This is a genomic window from Providencia sp. 6390, assembly GCF_058148425.1.
The window spans coordinates 40,173-55,564 of sequence record NZ_JBYVYL010000004.1 but is presented as its reverse complement, the minus strand read 5'-3'; the positions used below and the strand labels follow the sequence as shown (position 1 = coordinate 55,564).

General features: G+C 41.6%; 12 protein-coding genes and 1 pseudogene. 5 read left to right on the top strand and 8 right to left on the bottom strand.

The window, feature by feature from the left end; translation table 11 throughout:
• Positions 1-228 precede the first annotated feature (228 nt).
• The gene (locus AC3Z9T_RS09685) at positions 229-1,320 is read left to right on the top strand and encodes an NADH:flavin oxidoreductase/NADH oxidase (RefSeq protein WP_490125972.1); all 1,092 of its coding nucleotides are present in this window, start codon (positions 229-231) and stop codon (positions 1,318-1,320) included.
• Positions 1,321-1,379: 59 nt separating this feature from the next.
• On the opposite strand, the gene AC3Z9T_RS09680 is transcribed toward AC3Z9T_RS09685, so the two are convergent.
• Together AC3Z9T_RS09680 and AC3Z9T_RS09675 are read right to left on the bottom strand one after the other, a co-directional pair.
• Positions 1,380-1,700: a hypothetical protein gene (locus AC3Z9T_RS09680; protein WP_490125971.1), complete on the bottom strand. Its 321-nt coding sequence runs from the start codon at positions 1,698-1,700 to the stop codon at positions 1,380-1,382.
• 159 nt (positions 1,701-1,859) lie between these two features.
• Positions 1,860-2,732 carry a DMT family transporter gene (locus tag AC3Z9T_RS09675; protein WP_490125970.1) on the bottom strand — a complete coding sequence of 291 codons (873 nt, stop codon included), beginning with the start codon at positions 2,730-2,732 and terminating at the stop codon, positions 1,860-1,862.
• A 409-nt stretch (positions 2,733-3,141) separates the two neighbouring features.
• Here AC3Z9T_RS09675 and AC3Z9T_RS09670 point away from each other — a divergent pair, with 409 nt between their 5' ends.
• On the top strand, positions 3,142-3,336 hold the full coding sequence (locus tag AC3Z9T_RS09670; RefSeq protein ID WP_490125969.1) for a 3-oxoacyl-ACP synthase: 195 nt from the start codon (positions 3,142-3,144) through the stop codon (positions 3,334-3,336).
• Between the two features lie 120 nt (positions 3,337-3,456).
• Here AC3Z9T_RS09670 and AC3Z9T_RS09665 read toward each other — a convergent pair.
• Positions 3,457-4,665 (bottom strand): annotated as a pseudogene (locus AC3Z9T_RS09665) (RNA-guided endonuclease InsQ/TnpB family protein).
• 22 nt (positions 4,666-4,687) lie between these two features.
• On the opposite strand from AC3Z9T_RS09665, the gene tnpA reads away from it, so the two are divergent.
• Positions 4,688-5,104 (top strand): IS200/IS605 family transposase, encoded by a 417-nt coding sequence (gene tnpA / locus AC3Z9T_RS09660; RefSeq protein ID WP_490125968.1) that lies wholly within the window; start codon positions 4,688-4,690, stop codon positions 5,102-5,104.
• A gap of 25 nt (positions 5,105-5,129) precedes the next feature.
• On the opposite strand, the gene AC3Z9T_RS09655 is transcribed toward tnpA, so the two are convergent.
• Positions 5,130-6,602 (bottom strand): DASS family sodium-coupled anion symporter, encoded by a 1,473-nt coding sequence (locus AC3Z9T_RS09655; RefSeq protein WP_490125967.1) that lies wholly within the window; start codon positions 6,600-6,602, stop codon positions 5,130-5,132.
• A gap of 773 nt (positions 6,603-7,375) precedes the next feature.
• Here AC3Z9T_RS09655 and cutA point away from each other — a divergent pair.
• Entirely contained in the window at positions 7,376-7,723 is a 348-nt protein-coding gene (gene cutA / locus AC3Z9T_RS09650) for a divalent-cation tolerance protein CutA (RefSeq protein ID WP_490125966.1), read from the top strand.
• Positions 7,724-7,873: 150 nt separating this feature from the next.
• Here cutA and betA read toward each other — a convergent pair whose 3' ends face one another.
• From betA to betI, 3 genes are read right to left on the bottom strand one after another with little or no spacing between them, the layout of a single operon-like run.
• Positions 7,874-9,541 (bottom strand): choline dehydrogenase, encoded by a 1,668-nt coding sequence (betA, locus tag AC3Z9T_RS09645; RefSeq protein ID WP_490125965.1) that lies wholly within the window; start codon positions 9,539-9,541, stop codon positions 7,874-7,876.
• A gap of 39 nt (positions 9,542-9,580) precedes the next feature.
• Positions 9,581-11,059, bottom strand: a complete 1,479-nt coding sequence (gene betB, locus AC3Z9T_RS09640) for a betaine-aldehyde dehydrogenase (RefSeq protein WP_490125964.1) — start codon at positions 11,057-11,059, stop codon at positions 9,581-9,583.
• A gap of 27 nt (positions 11,060-11,086) precedes the next feature.
• Positions 11,087-11,683: a transcriptional regulator BetI gene (gene betI, locus AC3Z9T_RS09635; RefSeq protein WP_490125963.1), complete on the bottom strand. Its 597-nt coding sequence runs from the start codon at positions 11,681-11,683 to the stop codon at positions 11,087-11,089.
• 209 nt (positions 11,684-11,892) lie between these two features.
• Here betI and AC3Z9T_RS09630 point away from each other — a divergent pair, with 209 nt between their 5' ends.
• On the top strand, positions 11,893-13,935 hold the full coding sequence (locus tag AC3Z9T_RS09630) for a choline transporter (protein WP_490125962.1): 2,043 nt from the start codon (positions 11,893-11,895) through the stop codon (positions 13,933-13,935).
• Between the two features lie 539 nt (positions 13,936-14,474).
• Here AC3Z9T_RS09630 and kdgR read toward each other — a convergent pair.
• Positions 14,475-15,257, bottom strand: a complete 783-nt coding sequence (kdgR, locus tag AC3Z9T_RS09625) for a DNA-binding transcriptional regulator KdgR (RefSeq protein WP_490125961.1) — start codon at positions 15,255-15,257, stop codon at positions 14,475-14,477.
• Positions 15,258-15,392: the final 135 nt, after the last annotated feature.

Below are 15,392 nucleotides of genomic sequence, written 5' to 3'. Positions count from 1 at the left end.
TCTACTTTTTTTTAATATTTCACACACTAAATCCGTTCATGGTGACAGAAATTTATACTTTTTTGCATTGCGCTCAAATTTACTTATATCTGCTTGCATTCTGCTATCAGGCTTATGCTCAATTGTATTAGACAAAATCACATCATCCGCACAGTATCATGCTAAGTTAATTTGTATTATGTACGCTAAATAAGGTATTAAGTTAGTTAATCAACGAGGAACAAGACAATGAGTTTCCTATTTTCTCCCGCTTCACTTGGACAAGTTTGTTTAAATAACCGGATCATTGTTCCACCTATGTGCCAATACTCTGCTATTGATGGTATGCCAACCGCATGGCATAACGCACACTATATGAATTTAGCCCTTTCAGGCGCAGCTCTTGTTATTGTTGAAGCAAGTGCGATAACACCTGTTGGACGGATCACCTATAAAGATCTGGGTATTTGGAATGATGAGCAAGCCAATGCACTGAAGAAAATGTTAACTAATATCAGGCAATTTGCCGATGCACGTCTTGGTATTCAAATCGCTCATGCAGGTAGAAAAGCCTCAACGGATTTACCTTGGCTCGGTGGTAAGAGCTTATCAAGTAATGAGTCTTATGGTTGGCAAACGGTATCAGCGTCAAATCTGGCATTTGGTCAATCGCATCCACCCTGTGAATTAAATCAACAGCAAATCACAGAAACTGTGCAGCAATTTGTCGATGCGGCTAAGCGTGCTGAATATGCAGGATTTGAAGTGATTGAAATTCATGCCGCACACGGTTATTTGTTGCATCAATTCCTATCACCTTTATCAAATCAGCGACAAGATGATTATGGTGGTAGTTTTGAAAATCGTAGTCGCCTACTCATAGAGGTATTCAGTGCAATTCGCCAAGCGATTAGTCCTCAAATCGCTGTTGGTATTCGTATTTCAGCAACTGATTGGGTTGATGGTGGCTGGGACTTACCTGAAGCCATTAAACTGACCGAACAACTAGAAGGACTTGGATGCGACTATATGCATGTTTCATCAGGAGGGTTATCAGATAAACAACAGATCCCTATCGCCCCTAACTATCAAGTTCCTTTCGCACAGGCAATTAATGAACATACCTTTATGCCTGTTATTGCCGTCGGTTTGATCACTGAACCGGCCCAAGCAGAGGCCATTATTGCCACTGGGCAAGCCGATTTTATTGCAGTAGGCCGAGGAATGTTATATGACCCGCGTTGGCCATGGCATGCGGCAGCAAAATTATCCGAACAGATTGATGTTGCGCCACAATATTTACGCAGTGCCCCACACCAATTTAAATCATTATTTAAATAAATGAGAAACCACAACACTCTATTTAAACTAGAAGCTGTTGTGGTTTTAGTATTGCTGAATTAACGGTCGTTCTTGGTGCACTGATTGACAAATTCAATCATTGATTTTTGGAAATCAGGCTCAGCAGTTGCTGACTTAGCTAATTCACCTTCAATACGTTTAAATTCTTTTAAACCGTATTTTTCCATTGTTTTATCGTATGCACAGCCACAAATTGCGCTAATTGCATCCGCAGTTTCACCCGCTGGACTACCTGATGCCTTAACACAGTCACTTACAAAGCCTGCTTTATATTCAGCAATTTCAGCTTTGTCATCTGAACATGCCGCTAATAATGTCATCACACCAGCCATACCCAAAACTAAAGCGATCTTTTTCATTTTAAGCCTATTATCTATTTGAATTGTCTTTCTACTAATCTAAAATATCTGACTACGCTGCTCATATTTAGATTAATTTCCCACACCTTTCTTATGTGAATAATAATAGCTGCTTTAGTATAAAAAATCTCTATTATAAGTAGCGTTTTAACAAAAATCTTATTTAGATAAGGCGCGGAAAGAACGCCAGCGATAATAAAATAATGCACTTAAAATAAGCATGCAGCCGATAATTTGGATCGCCGACATCCTTTCATGATACCACAAAGCGGCAACAAATACGGTCATCACTGGCTCAAGGATCATAATAATGGCAGCATTTGCCGCAGTAGTATTTTTTTGCCCAATAAGCTGTAATATAAAACGCAAACTGGTCGCAATAATCACACTAGCAGCAAACCATCCTAATGTTGATGCTGTAATCGTCGTTGGCCACTGTTCCAAAAATAATGACAACGCTAAACCAACAACACCGGTACAAGCCAACTGAATTGCAGTTAATGGCAATACCGGCACACTACGGGCGTACAAACTGGTATAGCAAAAGTAAATAGCTTGTGCGATAGCGGCAGCTAAAAACCACAGTTGGCTACTTTTAAACTGTATTTGGCCTTTAAATAAAGTCAAACAGGCTAGCCCGAGTACTGCTATAGGTAAAGCTTGCCAAAAATAACGCGAAGGGCGAATTTTTAAAATCACCCATCCAACTAAGGGCACAAATAGCATTGCCAAACTCATAATAAATGCCCCCTCACCAATTGAATCTGTAGTCGCGACGGCATATATCCATAATGCAAGATTTAGTGCCATCCACCCACCGGTCATCAAAGCTCGAGGAAGCTGTTGTAAATGAAGTTGGTGACGCTTACCACGGCAAAATGGCAATAAAATGATTGCTGCCAATAAAAAGCGACAGCCAAGAAAAGCAAATATAGGCATTCCTTGTACTGATTCACGCGAAAACACCCATCCCCACGCAGCAATAAATGTGGTTAACACTAAAAATAATTCGGCTTTTCTTTGGGGCTGCATATATTTTGATACCTGTTAGTACTCTCTGTTAACAATAATCATACTAAGTACCCGCTAAATGCCAATGGATATTTCATCACTCATCACTAATTTGTTCTCTATAAATATGACGATTAAAGCTGAAAGACTTCCCCTTTAACACGGCTACTAAGACCTACTTTTCGCTTAGCCAATATTTTGCATTATTAAATGAGGAAATCTCGTTACAAACTGGTCAATTTTTCTCATTTTGCCAAGTGAGATAATAACTATACTCCAAATAATTCGAGTTGCAGTTAGGCGACAAGTGAAGATAGGCGGGGAGCATAGATAAACACTGTGACTCGGCTAGCTGAACGTAGTCAACAACACTGCAGCTTGAAGGATTTCGGGTATATAGAGTAAAATGTACAAAGCAAGGTAGGTCATTATGAGCTGCATACGTCATCATTCACTCAGTGAATCAGAATTAATTAAAAGCACAAAGAGTGCTATTAATGCACGCAAATACGCTTATCCAGATGAAATTAATTTACTATGGAAAAGTTCTTCAAAAGCGAGTTGGCTACAAATAATGCTGATTGCTTGTGTTGGCAGTTTTGTATTAATGCTATTGGTAAGCTAGATATTTAACTAAAAAACCCCCAGTCATTGGTTTTCCAACTATGGGGGTTAGTTCACATATTTCTATCTGTTGTTTTATTGACATCCTCCCCTCCCTAAAGGGCGGGGATCCCTACAGCGTTCAGACCTGAGCCTGAATCGCCTCGGTGGGTTCCTGCTTCAATGGGCGGCCTGACTGCACCATCCCTCCACAGGCAAGCACGGCATGTCCTGCCGCTAAAATGTTACGAGCGCCGTTGATATCCGCGTTCTCGGTATATCCGCACTCAAGGCACTCGAATCTACTTTGTGACTGGCGGTTCGCTTTCTCTGTATGACCGCAGCCTGCGCAACGTTGGCTGGTATAGGCAGGAGGTACAGCAAGTACCTGACCACCACGCCAAAGCTGTTTATACTCAAGCTGACGACGCATTTCATACCAGCCCTGATCCAGTATCGAACGGTTCAGGCCAGATTTGGCTCTGACGTTCCGTCCGTGCTGCTCTGTCGTCCCTTTTGCCGATTTCGACATATTACTGACCTTCAAATCCTCAATGACGATCATCGCGTGGTTTTTGCTGATTTCACTGGTGACTTTGTGAAGGTAGTCGCGTCGGATATTGGCAATATGCGAGTGATGACGCTGGATTTTTTGTTTCTGTTTCTGCCAGTTGGCACTGAATTTAACTTTGCGGCTTAACTGGCGCTGGAGCATTGCCAGCTTACGCTGACTTGATTTAAAACTGTTGACGGGCTGATATATAGTGCCATCAGAAAGCGTAGCGAGTTTCGTTATTCCGGCATCGAGTCCGACCATTGACTCTGCGTGGTGAACAGGTTTATCCACTTCGTATTCGGTCTGGATACTGACATACCATTTGCCGCATGACTGGCTGACAGTGACGTTTTTCACTATGCCAATGACTTCACGGCTGTTGCGATAGCGTATCCACCCTAACTTTGGCAACGATATGCGATTGTTGTGCTGATCTAGCTTCACGCCCTGCGGGTAGCGGAATGCATCATTTTGACTACGTTTCTTGAAACGCGGGAATGCGGCACGTTTCTGGAAAAAATTCTTGTAGCCTCGCTCCAGATCTTTCAGTGACTGTTGCAGCGTCTGTGATGGCACGTCTCTGAGCCATTGTGTTTCAGAATTGGCTTTCCACTCAATGAGCCATGAGGCCATTTTTGTGTAGGGAATATACTTATCTCCAGCCCCATGATTTTCATTCTGAAGCGCTAATGAGCGGTTAAAGACGAAGCGGCAAGCCCCTGCGAAGCGCCGCATATTGCGCTCCTGCTGACCATTTGGTCTTAATTAGAATTTAAAGGCTTGCAGTCGTTTCATATGCACCATGATACTCTGGTCTATGACAAAAGAAATTGATATTCGCCGTGGAAGACACGGTGTTTTCCTGATGCACGTTCACTTGGTATTCGTCGCCAAATATCGTCGAAAGATATTTGATCAGGATGCCATTGAAAAGCTACGCAGATGCTTTGCCAGCGTCTGTGCTGATTTTGAGGTTGAACTGGTTGAAATGGACGGTGAATCCGACCTCGTGCACTTGCTGAGCAATTACCCACCAAAGTTGGCAGTATCAAATTTGGTCAACAGTCTTAAAGGCGTATCCAGCCGGCTGCTTCGCCGTGACCGGCCAGATATCGCGCTACGCTATTACTACAAAGGCGTTCTGTGGACACCGAGTTATTTTGCAAGCAGTTGCGGTGGTGCGCCGATATCGATCATTCGGCAATACATTGAGCAACAGCAAACACCAAGTTAGTCGGAAAACCGCGCCTTATAATTAATCACCAGTAACCGAGGAATTTCCACCAAATACTTCCCAACCCGATCCAGATGATCAGGTTAACAACACTCATCACAAACCCAGCTTTCCACCACTCACCTAAAGTTGCATAACCTGATCCAAAGATAATCGGAGCAGTACCTGTTCCATAGTGCGTCAGCGACATCATTAATGATGATGAAAATGCTAACGTTAAACCTAATAGCATGGGTGGAGCACCTAATGCTAAGCCTGCGGCAAAGAAGGCACCAAACATAGCGGTAATATGTGCAGTTGTACTAGCGAAGAAATAGTGAGAGTAGACATAAATCAGTACTAAGATTAACGCCCCCCAAACCCAACTGAGCCCCATGTTATCAATCGAAGTACCAACAGAAACAGACATCCATTTAATTAGGCCTAATTTACCGAGGAAACTTGCCATCATAACCAACGCGGCAAACCACACGACAGTATCCCATGCACCTTTATTTTTCAGTACATCGTCCCAATTAATCACCCCCGTTGCTAACAAGATGCCAAGGCCAATAAATGCCGCTGTCGTGGCATTAACACTATAATTAGCGCCAAATAACATTGCCGGTACACCGGCCCACATTAATAGTAACAACAGAAATACACCTAGTGTGATCACTTCAGGTAATGAAATTGGCCCTAACTGTTGTAAGCGTTCTTTAGCAAAATTTGGCGCATCTGGCGTTGAAGTTATTTCTGGCTTATACATAAAATAAATGACTAACGGCATTAAAATCAGTGAAACCAGTGCTGGTGCAAAGGCAGCAATCGCCCACATAGACCAAGTCAATTCATGAGCCCCTCCGGCTTCACTAACAATGAGACTGACAATCAGGGGGTTTGGAGCTGTTGCAGTAATAAACATCGCTGAAGTAATCGGGTTAATGTTATAGTTGACCAAAGAGAGATAACGGCCTATTTTCCCTGCAGTTCCATCATCGGCTTTAGAACCAAAACTATCTGCAATTGAACGCATAATTGGGTGAATGATCCCACCACCACGCGCGGTATTACTTGGTGTAACAGGCGCAAGTACTGTTTCTGCAATGGCCAATGAATAAGCTATTCCTAATGTTTTTTTGCCGAATAAAGAAATCACGTAATAACCTATTCGCGCCCCCAAACCCGTCTTATTTAGACTCATCGAAACCATAATGGAAATACCAATTAACCAAATAAGGTCATTAGAGAACCCACTTAATGCATCTGCAATGGCTGCTTTGGTTGAATTCGGGTTGGTCACACCCGTCACTGCGACTAATGCAATCGCAATAATAGAGACACCGCCAATAGGAAGCGCCTTGCCAATAATTGCTGCAATGGTTCCAACAAAGAGTGCTAATAAATGCCAAGCGTCAGGGTTAACACCTTCGGGAACGGGGATCACAAACCAAATAATGAGGGTAATAACAACAGCTATCAATGTAGGTATCGGCTTTAATGGGGTTAGTTTATTCATGTCAGGTATCCATACAGGTTTTAAGATGGAAACAAAAAACTGTACTCTAGATAATTCGAGGAACAGCTAGGCAATAAATGAATAAATCACTAGATGCATGCCTTAATGTAAAATGCTGCAACAGGAAGAATAACGAGTACAAATAATATATTTTTTATCTTTGCAGATATGTTAGCTAAATATCGTTGAAAGACTTTGATCGTTATCACTTAGTTGCACTTTTTCACATATAAAAAACGACTTTAATTTAGTAACAAAATGTAATTAATCAATTCAACAAATATCTTTCAAAATTTAACCAACAAATATCATTTTATTTACCTTGTTATTTTAAAATAATGCGCGTATCAATGTAATAATCTAAAAACACCATTTTACCCTGAGATTGAGTAAACGAGTGAGAGGTCTAATTTATTTATCTAATCGATCCATTTCATGGGTGCAATATACAAAAAAAGCTCGGTAATTTATATCACAACGTACAAAAATGAAGGCTGAATCGAATTATTCACCCTCTATCTTAATCACTTCACAACATAGTATAGAATTAAAATGTTCAAACCTTTTCAATAATAATGTCCAAATAATAAACTCATTTTCGCTTAATAATTAACCACACCCATCCTAGATTCCTATCTTAATGTCAGGTATCAAACTATTTTCCCCTGCATTACAATTAATAGTTGATTAATCTTCATACACAGTATGGCTATTTAATCTACCCTTAACCATGGATTTACACTAAATAAAGCAATTATTCTGAGGGAATTTAAATGACGAAAAATGATGTCACCTACAAAAGTGAACAACAACCTTGTATTATTTTATGCACGACAAACAGCCAAAATAATGCGGTCAAAATTGCACAACAGTTATTAGATAAACGCTTAGCCGCCTGCGTATCACTGCTCCCTGAGCTAACATCGATTTATCGGTGGAAAGATGAGATCTCTCAGGACAAAGAAATTATGTTGTTCATCAAATCTACCTACAAAAACCAATCTGAATTATTCACAGCAATCAAAGAAATTCACCCTTATGAAACACCTGAATTGATTTGTCTCGACTTAGAACAAGTGGATGGCAGTTATTTAGAATGGTTAATAAAGTCGGTTAAGTGAGCTTAGATAGTGAGCAAGCTCCCAATATTTTAGCTTACCTAGGTGCTAGTGCACTGGTCTGCTATGGTAGGTAAAAAATAAATGCTATACAGATGTTCTCGTTTTCGATTTATTTGCCCTCTTTTATAGAGGGCTTTTTTCGTAGATGACTCAAATTTGACGTGTTTCTGCCTCACCAGCCACATAATAATCGGCCTGACTTGTTGGGAGAGGGGCACGCCCACGAATTTTATCAGCTATTTTTTCTGCGATCATAATCGTTGTCGCATTTAAGTTGCCGGTAATAATCAAAGGCATAATGGATGCATCAATGACTCTTAATTTTTCAAGGCCATGTACTCTTCCCGCCCCATCTACAACCGCCATCTCATCACTGCCCATTTTACACGTTCCACAAGGGTGAAATGCTGTTTCTGCTCGTTCACGAACAAAAGCATCCAACTCTTCATCAGTCTGCACTTGCTTACCTGGACTAATTTCTTCACCTCGGTAAGGTGCCAACGCAGGTTGAGCCATAATTTCACGTGTAATGCGAATGGCAGCGCGAAACTCTTCCCAATCTTGTTCACATGACATGTAGTTAAACAAAATACTTGGGTGCTGATAAGGATCTGTTGATTTCAACCTGACCCGCCCACGGCTAGGAGAACGCATTGAGCCAACATGCGCCTGAAAACCATGCACATTAACTGCATTACTGCCATTGTAGTTAATTGCAACAGGTAAAAAATGGAATTGAATATTTGGCCAAGCAAACTTTTTACTGGTTCGAATAAAACCACCTGCTTCAAACTGATTGCTTGCGCCAATACCTGTACCTTTGAATAACCATTCTGCTCCAATACTGGGTTGGTTATACCATTTTAGTGCAGGATACAAAGATACAGGCTGCGTACATTCATATTGCAAATACATCTCAAGGTGATCCTGTAAATTTTCACCGACACCTGGGAGCACATGTACAGCTGGAATATTGAATTGGTTCAGAACCTCTTCAGGCCCCACACCAGAACGCTGCAATATTTGTGGCGAGGCAATTGCGCCAGCACACAATAACACCTCTTTGCGTGCTTTAACTTGGATAACTTTTTTGCTTTTACCTTGATAAAACCGCACACCTGTTGCTTTTTTCGATTCAAATTCAATTAAATCGGTGGTGGCATGTGTGATGATAGTTAAGTTTTTACGTGTTTTAGCCTGATCAAGATACCCCCTCGCTGTGCTAGCACGACGACCTTTCGAGGTAACAGTTCTATCCATTGGGCCAAAACCCTCTTGTTGATAACCATTGAGATCGTCGGTTCTTGGATAACCTGCTTGTACTCCAGCCTCAACCATCGCATGAAACAACACATTGTTACCTTGCTTTGGCGTCGTTACACTGACAGGGCCATCACCACCATGGTAGCTGTTTTCACCGATATCACGTGTTTCAGCTTTGCGGAAATACGGTAAGCAATTGAGGTAGTTCCAATCTTCCAGACCAGGAGCTTTAGCCCACTCGTCAAAATCTAATGCATTACCACGTATGTAACACATACCGTTGATTAACGATGAGCCGCCAAGCCCCTTCCCTCGTCCACATTCCATGCGACGATGATTCATATGAGGTTCAGGTTCCGTTTCATAGGCCCAGTTATAACGGCGACCTTGTAACGGATACGCTAATGCCGCTGGCATTTGAGTGCGAAAATCGAGCCTATAGTCCGGTCCTCCAGCTTCAAGGAGCAGCACAGTAACATCAGGATCTTCTGTTAGGCGAGTAGCAAGAACGTTACCGGCTGAACCAGCACCGATAATAATGTAGTCATAGACCATTGTTATCTCCTCTGTTTCAGTCAAATTAAAAATAAGTGATTAAAATACGGATGAAAACTCCTCGAGTTCAACTTGGATAGATTTGATTTGGGTGTAATTTTGCAATGTGACTAAACCATTTTCACGCCCAATACCTGAGTGTTTGTAGCCCCCAACTGGCATTTGAGCAGGTGACTCCCCCCAAGTATTAACCCAGCAAATGCCTGCTTCTAATTGATGGATAACTCTGTGAGCACGAGAGATATCGCGAGTAACCACCCCTGCGGCCAGCCCATATAACGTATGATTAGCACGTTCAATGACTTCACCCTCAGATTGGTAACTCAAAATACTCATCACAGGACCAAAAATTTCTTCTTGGGCGATCCGCATATCATCCGTACAGTCGGTAAATACTGTTGGTAATACATAGGCTCCTTGAGCAAACTCATTTTCAACCAAACGTTCACCACCGCACAGTAAAGTCGCCCCTTGCTGTCTACCTATTTCAATGTAGCGCAACACGTTTTCCATATGTGAGAAGCTGACTAACGGACCAAAATTGGTTTCAGGGTCAAGCGGTGAGCCTATTCGGATACGCGCTACACGTTGTTGGATTTTAGCTTCGAATTGCTGTTTCAATTTTTCAGGAACGAACACTCGAGTGCCATTCGTACACACTTGCCCTGAGCTGTAAAAATTGGCCATCATGGCGATATCTGCGGCTTTATCGAGATCGGCATCATCAAAAATGATCAATGGAGATTTGCCACCGAGCTCCATAGTCACTTCTTTTAGTGTCGAACCAGATGCATTGGCCATCACTTTCTTACCTGTCGCCACCCCACCCGTAAATGATACTTTAGCAATACCTGAATGCTCTGATAGCCATTGTCCAACATCAGCCCCACCACCAGTGACCACATTAAATACCCCAGCAGGTAAGCCTGCTTCAGTATAAATTTCAGCTAATTTCAGTGCTGTCAATGAAGTGACTTCGCTTGGTTTGAAAATCATTGCGTTACCAGCTGCCAAGGCTGGTGCTGATTTCCACAATGCAATTTGGATGGGGTAATTCCATGCACCGATCGCAGCAACAACACCTAGTGGCTCACGGCGTGTATAAACAAAAGCGCTATCACGTAACGGAATTTGCTCACCCTCTAAAGCGGGGATCAACCCTGCATAATATTCCAACACATCAGCGCCAGTCACGATATCAACATAGCGAGTTTCTGATAATGGCTTGCCCGTATCAAGAGTCTCTAGTTGAGCTAGCTCTTCATTACGTTCGCGGAGTAAATCGACGGCACGACGCAAGATGCGTGAACGTTCCATAGCCGTCATTGCAGCCCAAGTTTTTTGCCCTTGTTTGGCACTTTCCACCGCCCAATTGATGTCTTCATAGCTAGCGGATTGTAAACGCGCAATCACTTCACCATTGGCGGGGTTTATGGCATCAAATTGCCCACACTCAGGCTGTGAGCTATCCACATATCCGCCGTGGATATAGAGTTTATGTAATTGGGGTTGGTGCATAATATCTCCTTCGCTTAAAACTAAGGCTTAGCGCTGACCATGTCGTTCAAATTGCATATCGATATATTCGTTAGTAATGGTTAATGCATCTTGTAGAGGAAACGCCTGATTACTTAACGCGCTACGTAACCAAATTCCATCAATCAATGCGGCGAGCCCTTTCGCAGCCATGCGTGCAGAGGACTTATCTAGCACACGGGCAAACTCATAACTTAAGTTTGAATACAAACGCCTATCATTAACTTGCTGTAGGCGATTTAAATTAACTTGATGCATACTACTTGCCCAAAACGCTAACCAGGTTTTCATCGCTGCTTCGCTGATCTGAGAAGGGTCAAAGTTACCTTCAACAATGGCTTGAATGCGTTGTTTGGGTTGGGCATGGCCCAGCATCCTTAAACGCATCGCAACAGCAAAACCTAGCTGATATTGAATATGCCGCATTGTGGCCTCTAATAAGCCGTTTTTATCGCGGAAGTAATGGCTAATAATTCCAGTTGATACCCCCGCTTTGCGAGCAATTAATGCAATGCTAGCTTCCTGCATTCCTACCTCATTAATTACCTCAAGTGTGGCTTGAATTAACTGCTGCTTACGTATCGATTGCATTCCTATCTTCGGCATGATCTCTAAACCTAAAAAATACAGTGAACACTATTATTAAACTTTTTTTTAATTGAACATTCAATCAATATTAACTATATTTTATCACAAATATTTTACAAACATAAGGGAGAAATAGACGTGAAAAATTGAATCTTTGCTAAAAATTCAAATATTTAGCAAAGAATGCAACTTTTAACTTTTAAACAAATAAAATTGTGGAACTGCCGATGACAACTCAAAACAGTCCAAAAAATCAGCAGAAAGACAAACTGAATTCTGTGGTTTTTTTCTCTTCCGCTGGGTTAATCCTAGCGTTTTCATTTTTCACCATACTCATGACAGAAACCGCCAATCAATGGATCGTTACGACACTTGGCTGGGTATCCAAAACATTTGGTTGGTACTATTTATTAGCAGCGACTTTGTATATCGTGTTTGTGATTTTCATCGCCACCTCACGGTTTGGTAATATCAAATTAGGTCCTGAACAATCTAAGCCCGAATTCAGTGTACTTAGCTGGTCTGCGATGCTATTTGCTGCTGGGATTGGCATTGACCTGATGTTTTTCTCTGTTGCGGAACCCGTTACACAATACATGCTACCGCCAACTGGCGAAGGGCAAACATTAGAAGCAGCCCGTCAGTCGATGGTGTGGACATTATTCCACTATGGCCTGACGGGCTGGTCAATGTATGCATTAATGGGGATCGCGCTAGGCTACTTTAGTTACCGATACAATTTACCTTTAACCATTCGTTCCGCACTTTATCCCATTTTTGGCAAACGCATATATGGGCCAATCGGTCATACGGTCGATATTGCTGCTGTTATTGGTACCATTTTTGGTATTGCAACCACATTAGGGATCGGTGTTGTACAACTTAACTATGGCTTAAAAGTGTTGTTTGATATTCCACAAGGGCTCACTGCCCAGGGTGGGTTGATATTACTTTCAGTGATTATGGCGGTAATTTCAGCCACTTCAGGGGTAAATAAAGGGATCCGTATTTTATCTGAACTGAATGTGCTACTGGCTTTTGGCTTGATCCTATTTATTCTATTTGTTGGCGATACTGAGTTTTTACTCAACGCCTTAGTGCTTAATGTTGGCGACTATGTTAACCGCTTTATGGGTATGACGCTGAACAGCTTTGCCTTTGATAGACCAACGGATTGGATGAATAGTTGGACGCTATTTTTCTGGGCTTGGTGGGTAGCATGGTCACCGTTTGTGGGGCTGTTTCTGGCACGCATTTCCCGCGGACGCACAATACGCCAATTTGTCATTGGCACCCTAATCATTCCGTTTGTGTTTACCCTGCTTTGGTTATCTATTTTTGGCAACAGCGCATTATATGAAATCATTCATGGTAACAAAGAGCTTGCTGAAACCGTCCTTGCTGCCCCTGAGAAAGGTTTTTACTCACTACTTGAACTCTACCCCGGTTTTGGATTAACCGCCTCTGTCGCCACCATCACGGGCCTGCTATTTTACGTGACCTCCGCAGATTCAGGCTCTTTAGTCCTTGGTAACTTTACCTCCAACTTAAGCGACATTAATAATGATGCACCAAACTGGTTACGTATTTTTTGGTCAATCGCAATCGGCTTATTAACCCTTGGTATGTTAATGACCGACGGCGTACCTGCATTACAAAACACGACAGTGATTATGGGGCTACCATTTAGTTTTGTTATTTTCTTCATCATGGCGGGTCTGTATAAATCGCTAAAAGTTGAAGATTTCAGGCGTGTCAGTTCACTGACTACCAGTGCACCCGCGCCTTTATATGGCAATGATAAATTAAATTGGAAGCAGCGCCTTGGCCGAGTAATGAACTTCCCGGGAACCACTTACACACAAAGAATGCTCGATTTAGTATGTGCACCAGCCATGCAAGAAGTGGCTAAAGAACTGTCATTACGAGGTGCAAAAGTGGAATTTAACAGTTTACCGCCCGTTGCCGATGAGCGATTAAATCATTTAGAGCTCGTTGTCGACTTAGTGGATGAGCAAAACTTCATTTATCAAATTTGGCCTCAACGTTACTCAGTTCCGAGTTTCACTTATCGCGCACGTTCAGGTAAATCTCACTATTACCGTTTAGAAACATTTTTATGGGAAGGGACTCAAGGTAATGATTTGATGGACTTCACAAAAGAGCAAGTGATCAGTGATATCTTAGATCAATATGAAAAACACCTTAACTTTATTCATTTAAGCCGTGAAGCCCCTGGAGCCACACTAACCTTCCCTGAAACTAGCTAATCATTTTACCTCTAAGGTACTTAATCGAGTTCCTTAGAGGTCTCTGTAACCAATGAAGATGGCGTCATTTTATTCTTAATAACGTGATACTAGATAGATAAAATCTTTCCTATCAAAAGAGAAATCATGCCCCAAAAAATATCATTTACACCTTATTTTTCCACTTACTCAATCATTTGTTTGAGTTGATGCAGACCATGCAACCATAAAAGGTCTCGAGCATCCCGTAGTCGCGAAAGAGCGGCGATCCTCTTTAGCGACTTTTTTCGAATCAAAAACAAAACGTTGTTGCTGTTTGACCAAATCAATACTTTAATAATATTTGCTATACTCACAGTCTGAAGGTGGCTTTCCTTTAAGAATATAATCTATTGCTATAATTTGGTAAAAAAAAACCATAAGCTGATAGTTAATGAATTCTTAAATATAAAAATTCATGTCTAAAACGGCGCATTTCTCTATCAGCAATTAATTTTTCAAAACCACCTCTTACTGAGGTGGCAAACAATAAAAACAAATTCGTTAAGCCCCAAGTATCGTCAAAAATAGTGATGATACCCCATTTTTTCAGAAATATTGCGCCCTGCAGTCTTTAATAATCGGACATAACTGTCCAATTGCTGCTCATCAAAACGAATTGTAGGAAAAGATATTGATAGCCCAGCAATAACCCGCCCTAGACGGTCATACACAGGAACCGCAATGCAGCGTAAACCGAGTTCTTGTTCTTCCCTATCTTCTGCATAATGTTGCTCACGTACCATCGCTAATTCAGTCATTAATTGCTCTGCATTCAACAGCGTCGTGTCGGTTTTTTTAACAAATTCAACCTGTTCTAATATCTCTTTGACCACCGCATTATCTTGCCAAGCCAACAGGACTTTACCAATAGCAGTACAATATAAAGGGTTACGTCGCCCAACTCGCGAATACATACGTAAGTTATAGCTAGAATCAATCTTATGAATATAAATAATCGAATTATCATCAAATGCGCCGAGGTGTAATGCCTCATGGGTTAATTGGCCAATATGGCGCATTTCTTTATCTGCGATTTCAATTAAATCGACATACTCAAGGGATTTAGCACCTAATTCAAATAGTTTAAGTGTCAGAGAATATTTATCAGCCTCTCCCTCTTGCACCACATATCCCAACTGTTTCATGGTTTGTAAAAAACGATAAGTTGTCGCTTTTGACATCAATAAACGTTGAGAAAGTTCGGACACACCGATCTCCTTTTGCTCCCCAAGTGCACTGAGGATACTGAATACTTTAACCACAGAAGAGACTGCGTCTGTTTGCGTGACACTATCTGTCATTATTTACCATTCCTTTTTATTCAACTGTATACAGCATAGAGATCCACTCTATAAAAAACAAGAACAGCGATTTGAAATTTTTAAAACGGCGTTTCATTTTTATTTGAAGTTGCCTAAAAAATAGGTTTTAATGGC

Bases quoted from the DNA above. Each gene is read 5' to 3' on its own strand.
- cutA (WP_490125966.1), top strand. From the start codon at position 7,376: ATGACGAAAAATGATGTCACCTACAAAAGTGAACAACAACCTTGTATT.
- AC3Z9T_RS09670 (WP_490125969.1), top strand. From the start codon at position 3,142: ATGAGCTGCATACGTCATCATTCACTCAGTGAATCAGAATTAATTAAA.
- tnpA (WP_490125968.1), top strand. From the start codon at position 4,688: ATGACAAAAGAAATTGATATTCGCCGTGGAAGACACGGTGTTTTCCTG.
- kdgR (WP_490125961.1), bottom strand. From the start codon at position 15,257: ATGACAGATAGTGTCACGCAAACAGACGCAGTCTCTTCTGTGGTTAAA.
- AC3Z9T_RS09685 (WP_490125972.1), top strand. From the start codon at position 229: ATGAGTTTCCTATTTTCTCCCGCTTCACTTGGACAAGTTTGTTTAAAT.
- betB (WP_490125964.1), bottom strand. From the start codon at position 11,059: ATGCACCAACCCCAATTACATAAACTCTATATCCACGGCGGATATGTG.
- AC3Z9T_RS09630 (WP_490125962.1), top strand. From the start codon at position 11,893: ATGACAACTCAAAACAGTCCAAAAAATCAGCAGAAAGACAAACTGAAT.
- betA (WP_490125965.1), bottom strand. From the start codon at position 9,541: ATGGTCTATGACTACATTATTATCGGTGCTGGTTCAGCCGGTAACGTT.
- betI (WP_490125963.1), bottom strand. From the start codon at position 11,683: ATGCCGAAGATAGGAATGCAATCGATACGTAAGCAGCAGTTAATTCAA.
- AC3Z9T_RS09675 (WP_490125970.1), bottom strand. From the start codon at position 2,732: ATGCAGCCCCAAAGAAAAGCCGAATTATTTTTAGTGTTAACCACATTT.
- AC3Z9T_RS09680 (WP_490125971.1), bottom strand. From the start codon at position 1,700: ATGAAAAAGATCGCTTTAGTTTTGGGTATGGCTGGTGTGATGACATTA.
- AC3Z9T_RS09655 (WP_490125967.1), bottom strand. From the start codon at position 6,602: ATGAATAAACTAACCCCATTAAAGCCGATACCTACATTGATAGCTGTT.